This is a genomic window from Kitasatospora sp. NPDC057223 (assembly GCF_042669755.1).
Lineage (GTDB): Bacteria > Actinomycetota > Actinomycetes > Streptomycetales > Streptomycetaceae > Kitasatospora.
This window is the reverse complement of sequence record NZ_JBHUWW010000085.1, coordinates 1-20,645: the sequence shown is the minus strand read 5'-3', so window position 1 is coordinate 20,645 and position 20,645 is coordinate 1. Positions and strand designations below refer to the sequence as shown.

17 protein-coding genes and 2 pseudogenes are annotated in these 20,645 nt (G+C 70.5%); 11 read left to right on the top strand and 8 right to left on the bottom strand.

Annotation, left to right across the window (positions count from 1 at the left end):
- The first annotated feature begins 124 nt into the window (after positions 1-124).
- Entirely contained in the window at positions 125-1,105 is a 981-nt protein-coding gene (locus ACFUK0_RS26195) for a slipin family protein (RefSeq protein WP_380254317.1), read from the top strand.
- A 574-nt stretch (positions 1,106-1,679) separates the two neighbouring features.
- Here ACFUK0_RS26195 and ACFUK0_RS26190 read toward each other — a convergent pair.
- Positions 1,680-2,801: a hypothetical protein gene (locus tag ACFUK0_RS26190; RefSeq protein WP_380254315.1), complete on the bottom strand. Its 1,122-nt coding sequence runs from the start codon at positions 2,799-2,801 to the stop codon at positions 1,680-1,682.
- A gap of 492 nt (positions 2,802-3,293) precedes the next feature.
- On the opposite strand from ACFUK0_RS26190, the gene ACFUK0_RS26185 reads away from it, so the two are divergent.
- Both ACFUK0_RS26185 and ACFUK0_RS26180 read left to right on the top strand, forming a co-directional pair.
- Positions 3,294-3,461, top strand: coding sequence for a hypothetical protein (locus ACFUK0_RS26185; RefSeq protein WP_380254314.1), 168 nt, complete (start codon positions 3,294-3,296; stop codon positions 3,459-3,461).
- Between the two features lie 316 nt (positions 3,462-3,777).
- Positions 3,778-4,050, top strand: a complete 273-nt coding sequence (locus ACFUK0_RS26180; protein ID WP_380254312.1) for a hypothetical protein — start codon at positions 3,778-3,780, stop codon at positions 4,048-4,050.
- Positions 4,051-4,882: 832 nt separating this feature from the next.
- Here ACFUK0_RS26180 and ACFUK0_RS26175 read toward each other — a convergent pair.
- Positions 4,883-5,548 carry a hypothetical protein gene (locus ACFUK0_RS26175; protein WP_380254310.1) on the bottom strand — a complete coding sequence of 222 codons (666 nt, stop codon included), beginning with the start codon at positions 5,546-5,548 and terminating at the stop codon, positions 4,883-4,885.
- A 353-nt stretch (positions 5,549-5,901) separates the two neighbouring features.
- Between ACFUK0_RS26175 and ACFUK0_RS26170 the strand changes: the two genes are divergently transcribed.
- From ACFUK0_RS26170 to ACFUK0_RS26150, 5 genes and pseudogenes are all read left to right on the top strand, one after another.
- Positions 5,902-7,470: an ISL3 family transposase gene (locus ACFUK0_RS26170; RefSeq protein ID WP_380254308.1), complete on the top strand. Its 1,569-nt coding sequence runs from the start codon at positions 5,902-5,904 to the stop codon at positions 7,468-7,470.
- Between the two features lie 223 nt (positions 7,471-7,693).
- Positions 7,694-8,128 carry a hypothetical protein gene (locus ACFUK0_RS26165; protein ID WP_380254306.1) on the top strand — a complete coding sequence of 145 codons (435 nt, stop codon included), beginning with the start codon at positions 7,694-7,696 and terminating at the stop codon, positions 8,126-8,128.
- 627 nt (positions 8,129-8,755) lie between these two features.
- Entirely contained in the window at positions 8,756-9,697 is a 942-nt protein-coding gene (locus tag ACFUK0_RS26160; protein ID WP_380254304.1) for a DUF3662 domain-containing protein, read from the top strand.
- Positions 9,698-10,039: 342 nt separating this feature from the next.
- Positions 10,040-10,827 (top strand): annotated as a pseudogene (locus ACFUK0_RS26155) (MinD/ParA family protein); the annotation flags it as partial.
- A gap of 1,052 nt (positions 10,828-11,879) precedes the next feature.
- Complete coding sequence (locus ACFUK0_RS26150; protein WP_380254302.1) at positions 11,880-12,011, top strand: hypothetical protein; 132 nt, start codon at positions 11,880-11,882, stop codon at positions 12,009-12,011.
- Positions 12,012-12,903: 892 nt separating this feature from the next.
- Here ACFUK0_RS26150 and ACFUK0_RS26145 read toward each other — a convergent pair.
- The 3 genes from ACFUK0_RS26145 to ACFUK0_RS26135 all read right to left on the bottom strand — a co-directional run bounded on the left by ACFUK0_RS26145 (position 12,904) and on the right by ACFUK0_RS26135 (position 16,172).
- Positions 12,904-14,037: an HTTM domain-containing protein gene (locus tag ACFUK0_RS26145; protein WP_380254300.1), complete on the bottom strand. Its 1,134-nt coding sequence runs from the start codon at positions 14,035-14,037 to the stop codon at positions 12,904-12,906.
- Positions 14,027-14,611 (bottom strand): DUF5819 family protein, encoded by a 585-nt coding sequence (locus tag ACFUK0_RS26140; protein ID WP_380254298.1) that lies wholly within the window; start codon positions 14,609-14,611, stop codon positions 14,027-14,029. Before ACFUK0_RS26140 ends, ACFUK0_RS26145 begins: the two co-directional genes overlap by 11 nt.
- Before the next feature lie 379 nt (positions 14,612-14,990).
- Positions 14,991-16,172: an ice-binding family protein gene (locus tag ACFUK0_RS26135; RefSeq protein ID WP_380254296.1), complete on the bottom strand. Its 1,182-nt coding sequence runs from the start codon at positions 16,170-16,172 to the stop codon at positions 14,991-14,993.
- A 529-nt stretch (positions 16,173-16,701) separates the two neighbouring features.
- Between ACFUK0_RS26135 and ACFUK0_RS26130 the strand changes: the two genes are divergently transcribed.
- Positions 16,702-16,914 carry a hypothetical protein gene (locus tag ACFUK0_RS26130; RefSeq protein ID WP_380254294.1) on the top strand — a complete coding sequence of 71 codons (213 nt, stop codon included), beginning with the start codon at positions 16,702-16,704 and terminating at the stop codon, positions 16,912-16,914.
- Positions 16,915-17,440: 526 nt separating this feature from the next.
- Here the strand turns inward: ACFUK0_RS26130 and ACFUK0_RS26125 are convergent.
- Both ACFUK0_RS26125 and ACFUK0_RS26120 read right to left on the bottom strand, forming a co-directional pair.
- Positions 17,441-17,752 (bottom strand): hypothetical protein, encoded by a 312-nt coding sequence (locus tag ACFUK0_RS26125; RefSeq protein WP_380254351.1) that lies wholly within the window; start codon positions 17,750-17,752, stop codon positions 17,441-17,443.
- Positions 17,753-18,083: 331 nt separating this feature from the next.
- Positions 18,084-18,572, bottom strand: a pseudogene (locus ACFUK0_RS26120) (STAS domain-containing protein); the annotation flags it as partial.
- Between the two features lie 33 nt (positions 18,573-18,605).
- Here ACFUK0_RS26120 and ACFUK0_RS26115 point away from each other — a divergent pair.
- Complete coding sequence (locus ACFUK0_RS26115) at positions 18,606-18,965, top strand: hypothetical protein (RefSeq protein WP_380254292.1); 360 nt, start codon at positions 18,606-18,608, stop codon at positions 18,963-18,965.
- 350 nt (positions 18,966-19,315) lie between these two features.
- Here the strand turns inward: ACFUK0_RS26115 and ACFUK0_RS26110 are convergent, their stop codons facing one another.
- Positions 19,316-19,996, bottom strand: coding sequence for a helix-turn-helix domain-containing protein (locus ACFUK0_RS26110; RefSeq protein ID WP_380254290.1), 681 nt, complete (start codon positions 19,994-19,996; stop codon positions 19,316-19,318).
- Between the two features lie 56 nt (positions 19,997-20,052).
- Here ACFUK0_RS26110 and ACFUK0_RS26105 point away from each other — a divergent pair, with 56 nt between their 5' ends.
- On the top strand, positions 20,053-20,217 hold the full coding sequence (locus ACFUK0_RS26105; protein WP_380254288.1) for a hypothetical protein: 165 nt from the start codon (positions 20,053-20,055) through the stop codon (positions 20,215-20,217).
- The last annotated feature ends 428 nt before the right edge of the window (positions 20,218-20,645 follow it).

The following is a 20,645-nucleotide window of genomic DNA, read 5'->3' as shown; positions in this document are numbered from 1 at the left end:
TACGGCCTCGCTCCCTGAACGTGAGGCCGTCCTCGAACACCCGCCGGCCCCCGTCGACGGACCCGGCACGCTTGCGGGGACCACACCCTGACAGACATTCGCACCAGAGAAGGACGTGTTCACCATGACCGTACTGATCGCGCTGATCATCATCCTGGCGGCGGCAGGGCTCGCGCTGCTGGCGCTGAGCGTGCGCCCCGTCCAGCAGTACGAACGGGGCGTCGTCTTCCGGTTCGGCAGGCTGCTGCCCGACATCCGTGGGCCCGGCCTGCGGATGATCCGCCCCATCGGGGACCGGATGCGGAAGGTCTCGGTGCAGACCGAGGTCCTCGGCGTCTCCCCGCAGGGAGCGATCACTGCGGACAACGTCACCGTCACGGTCGACGCCGTCGTCTACTTCCGGGTCATCGACCCCGTCAAGGCACTCGTCAACGTCAACGACTACGCCAACGCCGTCTCCCAGATCGCCCAGACCTCGCTGCGCTCCGTCATCGGACGCGCCGACCTCGACACCCTGCTCTCCGACCGCGACCACATCAACGCCGCTCTCAAGAAAGTCATGGACGAGCCCACCGAGGAACCCTGGGGCCTGCGCATCGAGCGGGTCGAGATCAAGGACATCGCCCTGCCCGACCAGATGAAGCGCTCCATGTCCAAGCAGGCCGAGGCCGAACGCGAGCGCCGAGCCCGCGTCATCGCCGCCGACGGCGAGTACCAGGCCTCCCAGAAACTCTCCCAGGCCGCCGGCGTCATGGCCGATACCCCCGGCGCACTCCAGCTGCGTCTGCTACAGACCGTCGTAGACGTCGCCGCCGAGAAGAACAGCACACTCGTCATGCCGTTCCCCGTCGAAATGCTCCGCTTCTTCGAGAACCAGAGCACCTCCGCCCTCAACGGCGCGGCCCGGACCGAAGACCTGACACAGCCTGCCACGAGCACACCGCATCGCACCGTCATCCCGGCACCCGCCCCCGTGCTCCCGCAGCCCGCAGTCCCCGTCCTCGCCGACGCGGCCGGGGAGAGCGCCACGCGGGCGAACGTCGCCCGCACCCGCCGCCACCACTGGCCCACCACACCCCCGGACACGAACCTGATCCGGATCTGACCCCCGCACCACCCGGGCCGGCCCGAACCACCCCGCCGCCACAGATGAACGCGAAGACGGCCTGGACCGGGCCCAGCCGACCGCTTTCCAACCAGTCTCACTCGCGACGTCGCCCCCCGGCAGGCCGATCCGCGTACGGGAGTCAGCGTCCGGACCAGCCGCCGGGCTGCTGCTGGCGGGTGCAGGGCGTCCCGCTCGATCTGCTCCAGGCGCTCCAAAGTAGCCGAGCGCCCACCGGCGAGGCTGGCCGCGACCTTGACCAGGTGGGCCTCCAGCGCGTGTGTAGGCCCCGCTCGTCGAACTTCTCCTCGAACCTGTCGAGGATCTGAAGCGCGTCTTCGCCGCTGCCGCCGTCGACCCGGACGCGAGGCGCGCCTTCACCAGGGCGACAGCGACCATCTTGGCATCGTCGCTGAGGCTCTTGGGCCCAAGGTCTCCGTCATCCGGCCATCATCGGCCACCGGCTCGGCCGCTGCCGGGACTTCCCGAAGCTCCCCGCAGGCAGCCGCAAACTCGAACCAGGGCTGCGTGCAGGTTGAGGAGGGTGGCGCATACCGACGGCCGGCGGTGTCTGTCAGTGGGGCACCGCCCATTGGTGGGCGGTGCCCTGGTGGACAGCGGCGTAGATACGGTCGCGCAGCAGGTTGGCGTCATGGTCGGTGAGGGTGCGGTCCAGGTGCCGCAGGACCACCTTGAGGAGGACGTTCTTCTGGTCCGGGCGGGCTCCGAGTCGCTCCAGTGCCCGGGGCGGGAGTTCCGCGCCGGGCGTCTGGGTGAGGATCTCGACCGTCTCCACGCAGTCCGCGTCCGCCCCCAGGGCGTCGCGGACCCGGTCGCCGAGGTCTTCTGCCAGGTCGTCGCGGTCGACGGCAACGGAGAGGTCCCGGCGTATCGCGGACATGGCGGACACGGGCCGGTAGGGGGCCAGGTCGGTCATCTGGGCGGCCGCGGACGGTTCGGCCGCGCGCAGGAGACGGATGTCCGGGATGCCCTTGAGCAGCATCAGCATCCGGTCGAGCCCCATGCCGAGCGCGAGGCCGCTCCACGAGGCGTCCAGGCCGGCGCGCTCCAGCACCTGTGGGTGTGCGAGACCGCATTCCGCCACCTCGATCCACTCGCCGTCGCGCTCCACGTCCACCTGGCGGCCGGAGAGGGTGTACGGGTGGACACGGTCCTCGTGGCGGTGCTCCTGGCCGGGGAGGATCGCCGCGACAAGGGTGGTGACCATGTCGTCCAGGTCTGCCGTGGTCATGGGGGACGGGCGGCGGGTGATGCGCCACAGGTCCAGCTGGTGGGGGGTCCCGGTGTGCAGGCGGTCGATGCTGTCGCGGCGGTAGACCAGTCCGGGGCAGACCAGGAGCACGTCGTCGGCCGGGGCCGCGGCCAGAGCGCGCAGCGCGGCCGGGATCAGCGCGCTGGAGTGACTGCGCAGCATGAGCTGGTCGTCGACGTAGCGGGTGTCGCGGGTGTCGCGGGTGACGTCGTCGGTGCGGTAGCCGAGGTTGTCGTAGTTGTCCTCGACCGTGACGGTGCGCTCGCCGCGGCACCAGCGGACCTCGCAGCCCCAGCGGTCGGCCAGCGCTTCGACGGCGTGGCCCAGGACGAGCTGAAGGGCGTGCGCCCCGGCGGCCGGGTCGGTGAGATCCCGGACGGACAGGTCACGCGCGAGCTGATCGGCAGAAAGGTGGGCGGGCATGTCGGCCTCCTGGCCAAGAGCAGTGACGGGGTTTCAGAAACCCCCCAGCCCCTGGGTCTGGCCGCTCTACGAGGTCAGCCGCCTCAGCTTTGGAGACGTGGCGAAGTCCGACCCCTGCGGCACCCTTCGGAGGCCAGGGGGCCGGTAAATCGGCGAATAATCGCTACGACGGCCACAGGCACGACTATAGCTGGCCCAGCGACCGCGACGCCGGGCACCTGCCCACGATCATGAGACCACCGGCCTCCCCCGCCAGTCGCCTCAGTCCCGGCCGCCCCGAAAAGGCCGGACCCGTTCCCGCCGGCGAGCGCGCTCCCAGTGGCGGCCTAAGGATGGGTCGCCCAGTTGCTCGGTCATGTACGCCCGAAGCCCGTCCAACAGCGCCTCCGCGGACCACGAGGCCGCGTTCAAGGACTGCTGGATCCGCGAAGGCGTGACGTGACCCGCCCGTGCGGACATCATCCGTGCGTTTTTCCGACGCAGGAACTCGGCGTGGCCAGCGAGAACCCCACCCTCGCCGACCTCGCCGCCTTTCTCTGTACCGCCCTCAGCCGACGTGACCAGCCCACGCCCGCCACGGCGCCCCCTGCGGCCGACGGCATCGGCGAGCTCTTCAAGCAGACGGTTGACGCGGGCAGGGCGGCCGAGCCGCTCACGTAACCGGCCGAAGGTCGTCGGTGACAGCTGATCGCGGTGACCCGCGTGCAGCCCCAACGGGCGACCGCCAGCGGTCACCCGGCGGGGTGCTGACCACCGCCCGCACCCACGGGCCGGGCCTGCACGACAACGGCTCAACCCATCGTCCCCCCAGCACACGAGGCCGTCCCCGTCCCGGGGGCGCAGTTCTGGAAGGTCTTCAGTCGCTGGCAGGTCCGCGGACGGGGTCCTGCGTGCATCGTCGATATTCATGTTTGGTCATCATGCGTGTGGTCGTGCCACGGAGCTCGTCGGTTCCGGTGCCCGTAGAACTGATGGCATGCCAGACACCTATATGGGGCCCGCCGATGTCCTCCATGCCGGGATCAGCACGCCTGTCACCGCGCGCCTCGCGGCCGACCGCGGCCGCCCCGGCACCTGGGAGGGCGAGATCCGCTCCCCCGACACTGACCTGCGGCACATCGCCCTCACCGGGACGAAGCGGATCAGACTCCCCGACGGCTCCACCGCAGAATTCACCACCACCGACGCCAGGCCCCACGACAGCCCCGACACCCTGCAGATCAAAGGCGCCGGACCGGCCCCCTTCTGACCGCCACGTCCCCAAGGACAAGCGGGCAGTGATGCGCAGGCGGCGATCAGGTCGGCGAGGGCAGCGGCACGGCGCGGCTGACGGGTGAGGGCAGGAACATCGACCCGCTTGGGGAGCGTGAGCTCCGCCCAGACCGTCTTGCCACCGAGGGCGGGCTGGACACCCCATCGGTCGGGGCCACCGGAGGCATTCAGGTGATCACTCAGCCGGGCGTCACGTTCCGTGGCCGCCGCCGTACATATGGTGCGTATGCGGTGGGAACCCGGCGCGGTGCCGGCGATGCCAAGGAGAACGAGATGACGGAGCGCGCACGGCGCGGTGCGCAAAGGACTGCGCGCTACACACAGGCGAGCCGCAAGCCTCCCCGGTCGGCGGGCGGGGCCGCGAGATGGAGGTTCGCTCGCCGGCGAGCGCCAGGGGCAGCTGCTCGGGTCCGTCGCCCGGCGCGGCCACGTCGTCCTCCAGGCCGACGACCGGGTCGGCCGGGACCGGCTGCTGCACAGCCGTAGGGTCGGACGCTGCACCGCGTGCTGCACTGCCGCGCGCTGCACTCTGCTGCACCACCGAGGTGCTGCACCGTGGGTCGTCGGCGGTGGACTGCCGACGTGCGGGTTGTTAGTGGCCACCCCGAAATAGGTCTGGCGCGAGTCGGAACTCGCGCCAGAGCCATCTCGGCGTGTCCGTTGACAGGTGTCAACGGTCATTGAGATGCGGCTCTGGCGCGGATTCCGTGAAAACCGCCTGCAGGTGTTGCCGGTTGGCGATCACGACAGGGCCTGCCTGCCTCCAGCTGCCCAGGAAGGAAGCGCAACTCGTTGACTGCGTCGGCTAGCTACACCGAGTCAGTTGCCGGTGGTGCCAGGTTGTCGCGGGTCTCCACGTAGGCGCAGAGTTGCGTCCAGGTGGAGACCGTCCGGCCGTTGGGGGACGGGGGTGGTGGCGTGTGGGGGTGCTCGCCGACCAGGATCAGCCCGGCGTGCTCGCGTGCGGCTGTGCCGTCGTCCGCGATGATCACCTCGGTCCGCTTCCAGCGCGGGTGGTAGCGCCGCTCGGGAATCTCCGCCAGGTGGGCCGCGTCCGGCAGGCCGGGCCCGGGATGGTCGAGGAACCGGACGACCGGGCCCGTCGAGCAGCCTACGTCCGCGATGCCGACCACCCGGATCAGGTACGGTTGCCCGCTCCTCGCCTGGTACGCGTACACCCGGCCGGGGACGGCCCGTGATGGCTTCGGGCGACGGACACGGACCGGGCGTGGTTCGGGTTGTGGGCTCTCCAGGCGGGCTCGGAGCCGTTGCAGGACAGCAGCACGTCGGCGTACTTCCGCGACCCCGGCTTCCTGCCAGCGTTCCAGGTCGCCGCCGGCGTCCAGCACGGCGAGGGCTTCCTGCCGGGCGGGCTCGCTCAGCCGACCGAGCCTGAATTGGGTGTCCGCCAGTGCCAGCTGTACCACGACGTACTCGTCCGGGGCGGAGAGTTCCTCGGCAAAGGCACTCAGCACCTGTGCCCGGGCTTCTTCCGTATCCACCCCCGCTTCCAGAGCCTCACGGTACGCATCACGGACATCGCACGCGGTGTCGTCCGAGTACAGCCCGGTTCCGTACGTTCCCACGCTCTTCTGCCCTTCCGTCCGCTCACCGTCGACCTCGGCCGGAACCGCTCGGAACCCGGCATATGAGCGGTGACCTGCACGAATTCTCGCACCCCGCCATCCCGAACCACCGCCCAGCCCGCCACAGGGCGCGGCCCTCGCCGCACGGCGCGGACCGTCCTGTGAGGCGAGTCCTGTAAACGGCCGGGGCGCAAGTTCCGTGAAAGCCACCCGGGGATGTTGCCGGTTGGCGATCATGACGGGTGTCTGTTGCTGATCTTCTGGCCGTCCTGTTCCCTCAGTTCGCGCTGTTGCACGTCGAGTTCGTCGGATCGGCTGGCCGGTCGGTCCGTGTTCACGCCCGGGGCCGGACGGCCGGCGCGAGCTGCCCGGGCTGCGGGGCATGGTCCGAGCGGGTACACAGCGGTTACGAGCGGCGGGTCACCGACACCGCGGTCTCCGGGCAGGAACTGGTGCTGCACCTGCGGGTCCGCCGGTTCTTCTGCGACAGCCCAGGGTGCGGGAAGCGGACCTTCGCCGAGCAGATCACCGGCCTGACCTTCCGGTACGGCCGGTGCACCGTGCCACTGCGGAAGGTCCGCGAGACCGTCGCTCTGGCGCTGGGCGGCCGGGCCGGGGCCAGGCTGGCCGAGCACATGGCGGTCGGCGTCGGCCGGGACGCCCTGATACGCCTGATCCGCGCACTGCCGGACCCGGCCATCGGGCCGGTCCGCGTGCTCGGCGTCGACGACTTCGCCCTGCGCAAGGGCCACCACTACGGCACGGTCCTGATCGACATCGAGGGCCGCCGCCCGGTCGAGGTCCTGCCCGAGCGGTCCGCCGACGCCCTTGCCGCCTGGCTCACCGAGCACCCTGGTGTCGAGGTGATCTGCCGCGACCGCGCCCGTTACTACGCCGAGGGCGCGGACCGCGGTGCCGGCACCGCGACGCAGGTCGCTGACAGGTATCACCTCTGGGCGAACCTCGGCGACGCCACCGAGCGGCTGGTCGCCCGCCTGCGCTCGCAGTGGGTCCCGCCCGCGCCCGAGAAGGAGAAGGTGGTGCCGTCCGAGGCGCCTGAAGGGCGACGGGTCCGCCGGACCCGCGAGCGCCACGCCGCCGTCCATGCCTTGATGGACAAGGGCATGGGGCACAGCCAGATCGTGGCCGAGCTGGGCCTGGACCCGAAGACGGTGCGGAAGTTCATGCGCGCCGCCACAGCCGAGGAGCTGATCGGCGATCGCCGGACCGGTCGGCAGAGCAGCCTGGACGGTCACGCCGCCTACCTGGTCGCCAGGTTCAACGAGGGCTGCCACAGCGCGCTTCGGCTCCACCGAGAACTTGCCGAACGCGGCCTGACCGTCAGCGAGCGGACGGTGCGCCGGTTCGTGCACCGGCTACGCGACCGCGCCGTCCCGGCCGCCCGGCCACCGGTCGCCAAGGTCCGTGACGTGACGAGGCTGATCCTCACCCACCCCGACAACCGTCCCGAGGGCGACCGCGTTCTACTGAAGGAACTCCTGGGCCGGTGCCGGGAGTTGGACGAGGCCTGTGACCTCGTCTCGCGGTTCGCCTCGATGCTCGTCAACCGCCGTGGACAGGAGGATCTCGAACAATGGACTGCGGACGCCGAGGCCAGCCGCCTGCCCGAACTGCGCGGATTCGCCTCGGGACTGCGCAAGGATTGGGAGGCGGTCATGGCCGGCCTCACGCTCCGCTGGAACTCCGGCCCGGTCGAAGGCCACGTCAACCGCATCAAGATGCTCAAGCGGCAGATGTTCGGACGCGCCAAGCTCGACCTCCTCCGCAAGCGCGTACTCCTCGCAACCTGAAGATCACCACGGCGGCTTTCACGGAACTCGCGCCAGAGCCTGAGATGCCCAGGTGGGCGGTCGTGGAGTGTCCAGGCTGGTGGCCATCAGATCCTCTGGAGCTGTCCGTCCGCAGGACTGGGCTGTCCGCCCCTCGCTCGTCAGTCACCCCTCGGCCTACGGGCTCGTTGTGCAGGGCGGGCCTGCCTGGTCTTGGCCCACCCCGGAACGAAGGACGGATCGCGTGATGCAGACGGACAGCAGGGCGCAGGCCCAGGTGGCGCGGGCGGTGCGGGTGCAGGAGGCAGTGGCGGCCGCGGTGGCGTGCGGCTTGTGCCCTGAAGTGACGCCGGAACGCGGTGTGGAGATTCTCGCCGCGCCGAAACCGGCCGACTTTTGGGGGTTGGGCACCGCCACGGCCCGGGCTCGCGCGAGCGAGCTGGTCGACGATCCCCAGTGGCGCGGGCGGGCGCTGGCCTGGATCAGCGCCTACCGCCATCAGCACGGCCACGGGCCGACTTGGAAGACGTTCCGGGAGGAGGCGGCGTTGTGGCCCGATCAGGTGTCGGCGAACATCCGGCGGATCGTACTGCTCGTCCTGGCGCGTGGCGGGCATCTGGACGGGACCAGGACCCCGTTCGGCCTGCGAGTGCGCGAGGAACGGGTACGGGTGGTGTAGCGGTGTTCGTCCTGGCGGTGGTTGAGTGGCCGGGGTGAGCGAAGATGGCCGATCTGCCGGAGCAGTAGGCGTGGGTGTGTCGGTGTCGGGACTGCCCGGGCGTCGAAGACGTTGAGGTCGTGGTCGAGGGCTGGTGAGCCCCGGCGCCGTGGGTGCGGGCCGGCGCTCCCGATCGGGTGACGGCCTACCTGCTCGAGCTGCTCGCCGAGGTCCGTCCGGGAGAGCGAGCCGGGTAAGCGGCCCGGCCGGCCGGGGACGGGTGCCCGGCCGGCCCCCGCTCGGCCGGCCGGGCGCGACGGTCCGAAGCCGGGGATCAGGGCAGCGTGGGCACTCTGGAAGCTCGCGCGGGGGCGCCACAGTTTCAGCGGGTGCACGGCATCTGGCCGATCCTGGCGGGCGGGGCGGCCGGCGGGCTTCGGTGCGCGTATCCCCCGGCCGGGCCCCGTCCATCAGGCGGACTGACTCTGAGTCCGAGGCGGACGCTGCCTGACCGATCCGGTGAATCTGGTTTGCACGCTTGAGGACATGCACAGCGCGTGCCGAAATAATACTATCTGTCACATAAATGGGTGAATTTGCCCCGTAGCCACGGCGGAGAAGACCAACAGCCGATGGAAGGGACCGCCCGTGGGAACACTGAACAAGCTCGAGCAGCGCATCGAGGCCATGGTCAACGGCGCCTTCGCCAAAGCGTTCAAGTCCCCCGTGCAGCCCCTGGAGTTCGCCGGCGCACTGCGGCGCGAGTGCGACATCAACGCCAGAATCGGGGACCGGGACCACACCGTCGCGCCCAACGGCTACGTCGTCGAGCTCAGTCCCGACGACCACGAATGGCACAGCCAGTGCTCAGCCGTCGTCACCGAGGAACTGGTCGACAAGGTACGTGAACACGCCACGCAGCAGCGCTACTCCTTCATGGGGCCGCTGAAGGTCCAGTTGCAGCTCGCGGACGACCTGGACACCGGCCAGTACCGGGTGCGCAGCCGGATCGAGACCCCGCCCGAGGTCCAGCAGGCCCTGCGGACCGCCGAGCACTACCGCGACACATACCCGCCGCAGGCTTGGGACGGGGGTTGGCGGACCAGGGCCCGGCAGCCTCCAGCGCCGGTTCTGCGCGGCGCGAAGCAGTTGCTGACTTCGTGCCGGTTCACCTCCTTGGGTCTGGCGATCGGTGACAACGGCATGCTGATCGCCATAGGGGGCCAAGGCACTGCCTCCGGCGCGCGTGGTGCGCTCCGCGGGCTCCTCAGCCCAGGGTGGACGGCGCCGACCTTGCCGCGCCGACCTGGTACCCCAACGGAGCGTCCGCTCTGCGGGGTGTGCGCTCCGGGCCTGCGGCGGGCGGCCAGGCGGAAGGTTCAACGGATCACCTGCGCTCCGGTCCGGGCCATGCGGAAGACGGCGCTCTCCAGCACCACCGGCGCAGAGGGCGCGTCAGCGCCCAACCGGCGTCGCCGGCTCCTCCCCTCGACCTCACCCACCAGCCGATCGCCGCGGGGTACGACCGGGACCACGCCGGCTCCTTCCCTGATGGGCCCTCCGACCTCATCAAAGGACTACAGACCGTGACCAACGATCATGACATCTGCGTCGGCGACAACGAATCCGCCCAGGGCAACTACCGGTCGGACGCGCTTGACCATATGCCGTCGGAGGGCAGCAGCAGCCTCGGCGATGCGGCCCGTCCGGGCTCCTACCCCCCCCCCGCAGCCGGTGCTGGCGCCGTACGGCGCGGTGGGGGCATCGACGCGCTCCCGCCCGCGGACGCCGTATCCCGGGGTGGAGTGGCAGGCCATGGGGCGGCCCGAGCACGGCGGGGTGATGGGCTACGGCCCGGCCGGGGATTTGTCCTCCGACCGCCTGTTGCGCGGCCGTTCCAACGACCGTCGTGGCGTCAACTGGCTCCGCCGGGAACACCAGCGGAAGCTGGACCTCCTGCGCACTCCGGTCATGAGCTGCCACAAGATCGCTGTCATCAGCCTCAAGGGCGGAGTCGGCAAGACGACCACCACGACCGCGCTGGGTGCCACTCTCGCCTCCGAACGCCAGGACCGGGTGGTGGCGATCGACGCCAATCCGGATGCGGGCACCCTCAGCCTGCGAGTGCGCCGCGAGAGCAGCGCAACCATCCGCGACATGATCCCGGAGATCCCCCACCTCACCAACTACATGGCCGTACGCCGCTACACCTCGCATTCCTCCAGCGGGCTGGAGATCCTCGCCAACGACGGGACCCCGGCCTCTCGACCGCCTTCACCGACGAGGACTACCGCCAGGTCGTCGACTGCCTGGGACAGCACTACCCCATCATCCTGACCGACTCCGGCACCGGCCTGCTCCACAACGCCATGCACGGCGTCCTCGACCTTGCCGACCAGCTGATCGTCGTCGCCACCCCCAGCGTGGACGGCGCGACCAGTGCCAGCACCACCTTCGACTGGCTCAACGCCCACGGATACGCGGACCTCGTCCAAGGCAGCATCACCGTGCTCTCCGAGGCACGCAGAACCAGCAGGACGATCAGGGTGAACGACATCGTCGCCCACTTCCGGGCCCGCTGCCGCGGCGTGGTCACCGTCCCTTATGACGAGCACCTCGCAGCAGGCGCCGAAGTCGACCTGGCACAGATGAAACCGAAGACCCGTGCCGCCTACTTCGACCTGGCCACGCTGATCGCCGAGGACTTTCACCGCACCCAGCCCTAACACGTCGGCTGGCGCCCCTACCCGCCGGCCCCCCACTCCGGATACAACGCGACCAGCCTGTTCTCCAAGCCTGCACGGGGCTGAGCCGTGACGACGCCCGCGGTCCCGGAGCGGCTCGGGGCGCAGTCGCGACGACTGGCACCAACCCACTGCCGGCACAAAGTCCCACGTGTGCCGCCCCGCCGCCCCAGTGGAAGGGGCGAGCACGCCGGCCCTGCCGACCCCACACCGGGCACAAGACGGACAAGCGCAGACGAAGCCCCCTCACGGGCCGGCCGCCAGGCCCTGACCCAGGAGGAGACGGCGCAGCTCCAGGCCGAACTTCGCTCCATGCTCGCCCTCCTGCGGCCCGGATGAACCGCTGCAGCCGTGCAGCGGTGGGACAGCAGCTCGCCGAGCACGGCGTGGAGTGGGCGTAGAGGCGGCAGGCACGACGGCGGTCAGCACCTCGTCAGAGGCGCCGCTGGCTAAATCCCGCGAGAGCGGCGGGTCGGTCGGCGGCTTCCCACATCCACGCCTCGTCGATACAGAAGGTGCCTGCCCGCGCAGCAATGGAGCCGTCCCGTACGGATTCCTTCCGTATTCCGCGTCAAGTACGGGATCGCAGGTCACGGCACTGCGCGCCTCCAGCCGAAACCCGTCCGAGCTGCAGTCCGCAAAGCTCGGACGACAATCCTGTGCAATCCCGAACTTCCAACCGACCCTGGGGACCATAGGCAGGAGCCACGGACGCCACAGACCAGAACCGAGAACTCACAGTCGACTGGACGACCCTCAGCTCGACCTGGACTTCGCGGGCGAGCAGCTCGGCCGGTTCGCGGCGGGCCGGTGGCGGCGTGTCGTGGGCGTTCCTGGCCACTGGACTGGCGGGGAGCGGGCAGGGTGTCGGCATGTCTCGTCATAACCGCCGCCGTAGCCGGTCCCGTGTCGTCGCCCGGCCCGTCGCCCTGGTGGGCCAGCGGGCCGCACTGGATGCCTGCCCGCCACGGCCCGCGCCGGGCCCTGCGAACCGGCGCACGGTTCCGCCGCAGGCGGGCGACCCTGTCATGGCGGAGAGCGTGCTGGCCGCGCCTGGCGGCTGCTGTACGACGTTGCACAGCCGCCAGGTCCTGGAGGGCGGCGACGTGCTGCTGCTGACCCGTCACCAGGTCCGCTGCCCGGTCTGGTCCGCCCGCTGACCGCTGGGTCAGCCCCACCCATACGCCGGTTCACGTCGGCACCCGCAGACGTGCGACCTGCTACCAACAACCCCGGGTGAACCGGGCCCGTTCGGGGATGTACCGAACCTTGACGAAGCGGGCACCCCCGTGAGCTGAACCCAAACTGTGCCACAGCGGCACACTTTCCGCCGCGGGCCGCCGGGCCGGGGGTCCTCCGCGACGGCCCGGCGCACGATGTCGGGTTCGAGTATCCGGACCGTCTCCTCCACCTGAGCGCCGGGGACGAGCTCCGGCTTGTCCGAGGCCGGCTCGCGGTCCTCGTCCGGCCGGAGCGTGTGCCCGCAGTCCACAATGACCTTGGCGAGCTCCTCCGCGGAGGGAACGGCGCCCGACTTGGCGGCGCGGTCCTTTGGCGCACTCACCCGCCGCACCATCGCCCGGGCAGCGATTCCGGCGGGCCGTCATCTCGGCGGTGGTGGCTCAGGATCGGGGCAGGGCGCAGGATGCCGTTCCGCCGCTCAGGCGTTGCCTGTTCGCTGCCACCAGGGCGTAGAGCCGGCGGGCGCAGGTCTGTTCGCCGGGCAGGCCGAGAGCAGCCGGTAGCGGCGGGCCGGGGGGACGCGACGTACCGTGCCATTGCGTCTGCCCCGCCGGCGTGGACCTGGTCTCGTGGAGGAGGAGGACCTCCCGGTCCAGCCCTTGCCAGGTGCGCGGTGGTGAGCCGCTGCGGCAGGGTCTGCCACGGTACGGCGATGATCCGTGGTCGGGCCGACCGGCGAATGCGGTCGATCGCGAGCTGGCAGAAGCCGCAGTCGCCGTCGTAGGCCGGCACCGGTTCCGTGCGGCGGCCAGCCGCTCTGCTCATCGCGTCCTCGATCGTCGGCTGAAGGGCGTTGCGTGCATCAAGGCCTCAGCCTGCCGATCCGGGTTGCGGCGGTACCACGGGGCCCTCCCCGTGGGAGGAGGCCTGCGCTCGCTTGGGAACGACGTGCGGGAAGGCGCGCCGCCAGAGCTGTCCTGGGAACAGGTGGAAGCGGTCGGGGAGGAACACGGCATCCGCCACGATCATGGCGCCGGAGAAGAGCGGGAGGCCCATGAGAACGGCGATACCCATGTGCATCCCGAGCAGCATCGCCAGGACGGGGTATTTCAGCCTGCCGAACAGGACGAACGGGAAAGCCACCTGGAGGAGCACGGTCAGGTAGGTGGCGGCGGTAACCAGCAGGGGATGGCTGTCGACCATCAGCGACAGCGCGGGCCAGGGCCGGAACAGGTCGAGGTTCATGACGTAGTGCAGGGCGGTCCCGTTCTGCCAGGTGCCGCCCTGGACCTTGTACAGGCCTGCCGAGCCGTAGACGACGCAGACCTGGGCCGCGATGACGAACATGGCGCAGTTGTGCAGCACCGTGCTCAGGCGCCCGAGAGTGGTAGCGAGTCGCTGCCGGGGGGTGTGCGCCTCCGGGTCGGAGGTCGGGCGTTCGGCCTTGCGCGCGGCCGCGAGGCGCGTTCTGCGTGCGTCCAGGGACCAGCGTCGGCCGCAGGCCGTGCAGGTGAGGTAGAGAGCCATGAGGAGGATGAGGTTGTCTCCCCCGTCCGTCATGAAGATGGCCCGCGCGTGGAACGAGGCCACCACGACAGCGAACAGGATCGACACCACCCGGGTGCGCCAGCCCAGGACGAACAGCGCGGACGTGATGGCGGCCGCCGCGTAGCAGACCTCGAAGTACGCCGGGCCGTCGGAGAGGGTAAGGATGCTGAACCAGCCGGTCTGGTCGAACAGTTGTCGCGCCAGGGCAGGCGTCCAGGGCGATCCCGGGCCCCAGATCTCGTCGCGGTGCGGGAACTCCCGCAGCAGGAAGGCCAGGTAGAGCAGGCCGTACCCGATGCGCAGCACCGCCGACGCGTACAGGGACACCGGCCGGTCGGTCACGAGGCCGCCCAGTGCGGCGATACGGGCGAGCGGGCGGGGGCTGTCGGGGTTTCCATCCGATGGGGCCGGCGGGTAGGCGGAGGGCGCAGCGGCTGGGGTCTGCTCAGTTTCCATCGGTTGCCACCTTCCACCAGGGCAGGTACCTGGTGTCGACCGAGGGTTGCGCGGCCGGGCTTGGCTTGCCCGGCGTGGTGGGTGCTGCAATGGGCCGGGTGATCACCCGCAGCTGAACAGCCTCGAACGTTTCCTGCCGAGCGGTGAGTCGCTCCACCGCGATATTGCGCAGATACTGCTGCATCATCCGAGCGCGCTCCGAGCGCGGCTGGTCCCCATTTCCGAACGCTTCCAGATAGGCCGTCCAGGAACGGCGCAGCATGTTCTGCGTCGTGTGACTGGGAAGGAGGTTGTGGTTGACGTCGGCGTCGTCGACCGCGGTCAGGTCGTACCAGTCGCTGACCTCGCGGGTGCCGTCCGCCGACGTTCGCTCCGTTCTTGCGGAAATCTGCCGGGTCACGGACTCCGGGTCCGGCGCGAAAAGGCGCCAGTTCTGCTCGAACAGTGGATAGACCCACGCATTGATCTGCCGGCTGTAGTACTGGGAGATCTGGTTCGGCGGTGCAACGAAGAGAAAGACCAGGAAGACGTGGATGAGGGACGTCGCGATGGACAGGCCCACGGCGATACCCATGACCGCACCCGGCGGGCGCGGTCCCGAGCGCCCGACCCGCGGACCCGGCTCCAGGGGAGATGCCTCGGTCACCGGAGCGGCGGCGCTCTCACCCTCCCCTCGACGGCCCGTGTCCCCCGTCCCCACGAGCTGTTCCACGCCCGCCGCACGGCCGGGCCCCGTCCTTGCCACCTTCGCTGCTCCCTCTGGTCTTTGCCCTGGACGTTCGGGGGCGCGCAACGTCGTCTGTGACGATCCGTCGCACGCCCCCGGCCTTCGCGTATCAACCGGGCTGCCGCCTCGGAGCCGGAACTCTTGGACCAAGAGCCGCCTCCCGGGACGCTGTCACGCGCAGAGGCCTGCGCCTTTGCGGCATGGCCCTCCTGGCGTGCCGGTTCGGCTATGAGGGCGCGGGCTCATTCCACGTGTCGTTGCACGAGCACCCCTGGTCCCCGTGATCGCCATGGTCGCCGTGGTCGCCGTGGTCGCCGTGGTCGCCGTGGTCGCCGTAGTCCCCGTGGTCCCCGTGATCGCCATAGTCCCCGTGATCGCCGTGGTCCCCATGGTCGCCGTGGTCCCCTCCGCCGTGTCCGCCGCCGGTGTTCCCGCCGGTGGTGCCGCCGGTCGTGGTCCCGCCGCCGGTGGTCCCGCCGGTGGTGCCGGCGATCACGCCGCCCAGGAGACCGCCGGTGGCGCCACCCGTGATGACACCGCCGAGCACACCACCGGTGGTGCCGGTGGTGGTCCCGCCCGTGGTGGTACCGGCGATCACGCCGCCCGTTGTGCCGGCGGTGGTGGTGCCGGCGATCACGCCGCCGGTGGTGCCGCCCGTGGTGCCCGCCGCGCAGGACGGCCGGGTGATCCGGTTGGTGTCGAGCGTTACGGATCCGGCAGTCTGCGCCAGTGCCCGGCCGTCGAGGCTCGCCCCGGTGTTCAGACCGACCGAGGCCAGGGTCATGATGGTGCCCACGAACGCCGTGTCGGTGTCGAGCGTCGCCGAGCTGCCGACCTGCCAGTAGACATTGCACGGCGCCGCACCGTTGACCAGGAGCACATTGCTGTTGGGTGCGGTGATCAGGGTCGAGCCGACCTGGAACACCCAGACGGCGTTGGGGTTGTTCTGTGCGTCAAGGGTGAGGGTGCCCGTGAGGTTGATGGACGACGCCGCGGTGTAGACGCCGGGAACGAGCGTCTGACCTCCGAGGTCCCCCGGCGAGGTGAGGGTGAAGTCCGAAGCCTGCCCTGCGGCGTTGTTGTACGCCGCGGTCAGGTCCGTCTGCGCCTGGGCCGCGACCGCATCCGTCTGATGGATGGTGCCGGTCACCTGGACAGGGAGAAGACCGGTGATGGACGTGCCCGGACTCACCCCGACGTCCCCGGTGATCACGGACGGGCCCGTGTTGGTGACGGACTGACCACCCAGAACAGCGAAGCTGTCCGCTGCTCCGAGGTTGATCGCCGTGGCGATGGCCCGAGCCGGCGCCGGCGACATGGTGACTGCTGCGGCGACGACGAAAACGACCGTCGCGATCCAGCTGGAAATCGTGCGCCTATGAAGCGCGCCAGGGATGTTCAGTGTCATCTGGAGGCCTATTCCTGAGGGGAGATACCGCGGGTTCACGATCGCCGATCGACGGCGATCCGCTGCCCCCTTCCCGTCCGCAGGCTTCGCAGACTTCAATGGCCAGCCCCAGCTCCCGGGGGAAGAGGTTCGGCTCACATTAGCCGACATTGAAAAGTTAGTACACGATTCATATGGGTGAATTACCTCGCTTGCCACCATTCACGCGAGCTGATCGCCACGTAAATATGCGAACGCCCCTTGCCTGCCCACCCGCTTCAGGTCGGCGACGAGGAAAGCACCCAGCCTTCGCGCCCCACAGAACAAGGAGAGAGCGGGCTCGGCCGGCGTTGCCCTGCAGATGGCAGGAGCTGACGGAGCAACAGGATCACCGCGGCCGTACAACTACACTGCGTGTGCGATCTACAACAGAGTCGCACTACTCTGCACCGCCACCGCTCATAGACACGATCGTTCCACCTGCAACGGCCTGCCCGGTGGGTACCTGCAGGCAGAACCAGCCGAACGAGAAGGAATGCGTCATGAGTCGATGGAACTTAGCCCGCAGATGCACAAGGGCATCGAGGCGTGCCTGGCCTGCTGCACCCGCTGCGAGGAGACGATGAGCTGCTGCCTGGAGCAGGGCGGTGCCTACGCCGACTCCAAGCTCCTGCGCGCGCTCATGGACTGCACGGAGACGGCCCGTATGTGTGCGCAGATGGCCATGCGCATGTCCGCGATGGCCCCGACATATGCGTTATGACCGCACGGGCCTGCGAGATGTGCGCCGAGGCCTGTATGAGCCTGCCGGGCGACGACATGCTCAAGAAGTGCGCCGAGGCGTGCCTCGCCTACGCGGCATCCTGTCGGGCCATGGCATGGCCAAGGCCACGGCCTGACCCACGGCCGCCGGCCCGTGATCCCGGACAGGTAGCACGGTCCGGAGAACGCGCCGACCAGACATCGGGCGGGGAGGCCGACACCTGATGCCGCGCCCACGGGTACTGCCGGCCGATCCCGCGACCTCGCGGGGTCGGCCCTCGGCCATCGGCGGCTCCCTGTCGGCGTCAGTGGCGTTCGAGCCAAGGGCGTGCTTGGTGCCCGCGAAGGCGCCCGGGCCGTAGAGGCACCGGGTCCGGCACGTCCTGCGGATGGGCCACGGGGATGGCGGCATCCGCAGGACGGGATGAGTGTGCGCCGGGGTGGGCGTACACCGCTTGCAACGGCCCGGCGGCACCGCGGTTACGGGCGCGAAGGTACCGTCGGTTCTACGGTTCCGAGTGACGGCGTCATCGGGCCGTGAGGTTGCCGCTGCGGTAGCAGCCGGCGGAGCAGAACCGGTCTCGTCGCCTGACACCGGGATGGTCGAAGGGGCGCCCGCAGCCCACGCAGGCACGGCTCGCCCCCACCCGCTGCTCCTCCCCCACCCGTTCCTCCTCGGGGATCAGGCCGAGGGCCCGCAGGAGTCGACGGCAGTCGTCCGCGTCGCGGGCGTAGGAGGCCACCACCACGATCGCCCTGCGCGCCACCGGCACCGGCGTTGGCCCGGCCACCGGCTCCACGGTGTCGGTGAGCGTTCGAAGGTCTCGGGAACGAGCCATGGACAGCACCCCCTGGCGAGCGGTTCCGGTCGGGTAACCCTCCAGCATACGACTCACCCCGCCCGGGCCCCGCCGCACGCCCGGGCCGACCGGGCCACCCATCAGCCTCCGCCACAGTCGCCCACTCCACCGCACCCACAGCAGGTGCCCCCGGAGAACACGCAGGTGGCAGGCGACCGGCACGCAGGCGCGGCCAGCGTCTCCGGAACGCCGACGCCATGACGTAGCCGCACCGGATCGGATCGGACCGGCTACCGCCCCGCGCTCCACGGCCGACCGATCCTCCCAGCCGACTGGTGGGTCGGCCGGCACGGTGGGGTGGGTCAACGGGGATCATCCGGTCGGTGCCGGTGATCTCCAGCACCCTGGCCACAGCGTGGGCGGGGTGGACCAGGTGAAGGGTCACGCCTTGGCGGCCCGCCTCGGTCCGGACGAGCAGCAGGGCGTCGATGCCGGTGGAGTCGCAAAAGGTGACGGCCGCGCGGTCGATCACCAGCTTCGGGGACGCCGGGCGGATCGCGAGGGCGTCGTGGGCTGTGCTCGTCAGGGCGTTTGCCCGTCGGAGGCTGGAAGCATGCGAGCCGCCGGGAAGGGAGGCGGTCGCCCTTCCGGCAGCGCTGGGGGGAGGGCCACTGCGCAGCGGCCCTCGCCATGGCGGCTGGCCCCTCTTGGTCCCGGTCCGCCGGGTGCCCCCACCCTGGCGGACCGGGAGTACATGTTCGCCGGCACCCGCCGCCCCGGGCCGGGTGGTAGCGGGCCGGGGCTCGGCGCAGCGGACAGCCCGTTCGATGACGTTGGCGTCGCGGCCGCGTGTGTTCACCGTAGGCCGGGCCGAAGTTCACGGCGACAGGTGATGAGCCGTCAGGGTCAGGGCCCGCACGTGGTGCTATCAGGTGCGCGCCCTTCGGTCCTGGCCCGGCCCCGCCACCCGGACCTGATCACCGGCGTGGTCCGCGGCCTGCACACCGCGGTGGCCGAGATCGCCGACGCGATGCGGGCCGTGGGCCTCGGCGAGGACGGCGACGACTTCCAGGACGCTGTCGGCCGCGAGCTCCAGGAGCTGACCGCCCGGGCCCACCCGATCCCGGCCTCCGGCCGCGGTGCGGTCACCGAGGAGCAGGTCGTCGCGGCGATCCTCGCCAACCCGGCCATCGCCGCCGCAGCCGCGGCCGCCGTCAGCCGGACCGGCACCCGGGCCTCCAGCGCGACGTGACGCCCCGGCCGACCACGTCGCTATCCGCACCCGGCCCCCGCACCGGCGTCGGCGCCGGCGAGCCGGGAACCGGGCTGGTAGCGCCGATGGCACTCCTGCGGGCTCAGGTGGCTGGCTTCGCCTCAAGGTCGCGGGTGCACAGGTGGGCGGTGGGGCAGGCCGGGCAGCCGCGGACGTCGACCAGGTCCGCGACGGCCGTGCGCCCGCTCCAGCTACTCCAGCAACCGGCACTCCTCCGCGCCCCCGGCGCCAGGCAGTTCCAGGCCTCCGCCTGGCGCACGGGGCCCGGGCGCACAGACGCGTGCGGCCGGTACGGGCAGGGGCAACCGCCTAGGCACTGGTCTACCGGGTCACGACATCAGGATCAGGCGACCGGTCACCCGGGCCGGGAGGACTCGCACCCAGAGATCACGGATGCCGGCTGCCCACGGCTGCGCTCCGGGCTGTGCTGCGAGCCACGTCGTGGCCTCCTCGTCGAGCCGTTCGGCCGTGCCGACGACGAGCACGCTCCAGCCCCCACCGCCGGCGTCGTCCACACGGTCCACCTCGAAGGCGACCTCGCTGCCCTCGACAGCCGCGGCGGCGCCCGTCGGGGAAGTCCGGTAGACGATCGAGTGCGCGTCGACGAGGTAGTTGACGGGAAGAATGGCGGGGCTGGACTCCGAAGACAGGGCGACCCGCCCGATACCGTGGTCCGACAGGCGGTCCCAGCACTCCTGCGGGGTGAGCTTCCTCAGTGTGGGGTGCGGCCCCGGTGGAGGCTGCCCGGGCGGGCGATCGGTCCGCCCCTCCAGAAGTTCGTCGTAGGTCATCCGCAGAACCGCAGCCAGCCGCAGAACGGCGCCCGGGTCGAAGTCCTCGCCCAGTTCCTCCAGGTGCCGGAGATACGGGAGTGACATGCCTGCTCCGGTCGCCAGCTCCTCACGGGTGAGTCCGAGCTGGCGGGAGCGCAGCGCGATGCACTGGGCGATGCCCCCTGGAGCGGGCAGGCCCTCGGCGGGCTTCTCGGGCCGGGTGTCTCTCTCGTCCATGGCCATCCACCTCCTGCGATCGAGCATGTCACCAGTAGCGAGGAAAGGCTTACTCATTGCTTTGGGCCACGGACCGCGCGGCGCGGGCAGTCGTGATCCACGACGTCAGCCGCGACAGCGTGCTGTCGCTGCGCATCGTGCCGTCGTCCCCGGGGTCAGGTAGAGCCGTCCGCGACGGCGACGACCACGTCCTGCGCCGCCTGCTCACCCGACTCGCCTAATAAGCCACCACCGACGACCTCTACGCCCGGCACGACGCCCTCCCCCGGCTCCGCCACACCACCGCGCAATAGCTGGCGTGACCACCCCCCGGCGGGCGGGGCAGGGCCACCGCTGTGACTGCCAGGCTCTGAGCCACCGCGCGACAGGAGCGCCAGCCGGATGGCGGCGCGAGGCACGCTGCCTGCTGCCTCCCGGCAGGCACCTGCCGCAACACCGCCGGCTGCCAGGCCCGGGGTCCGGGCGGCGCGCCACCTTGTCGGGCAAGAATGGTCGGCATGCGAATGTAGGTGTACCAGTTCCGGAACTGCCCGGCCGCCGAGGACTTCCAGGCCCTAGGTTCTGTCCGGCGGATCATGTGATCGCCTCGCGTGGCCCATTGTGTTGGTCGTGGGGCGGGGCGATCTGACGAACGACGAGTGGGTACAAC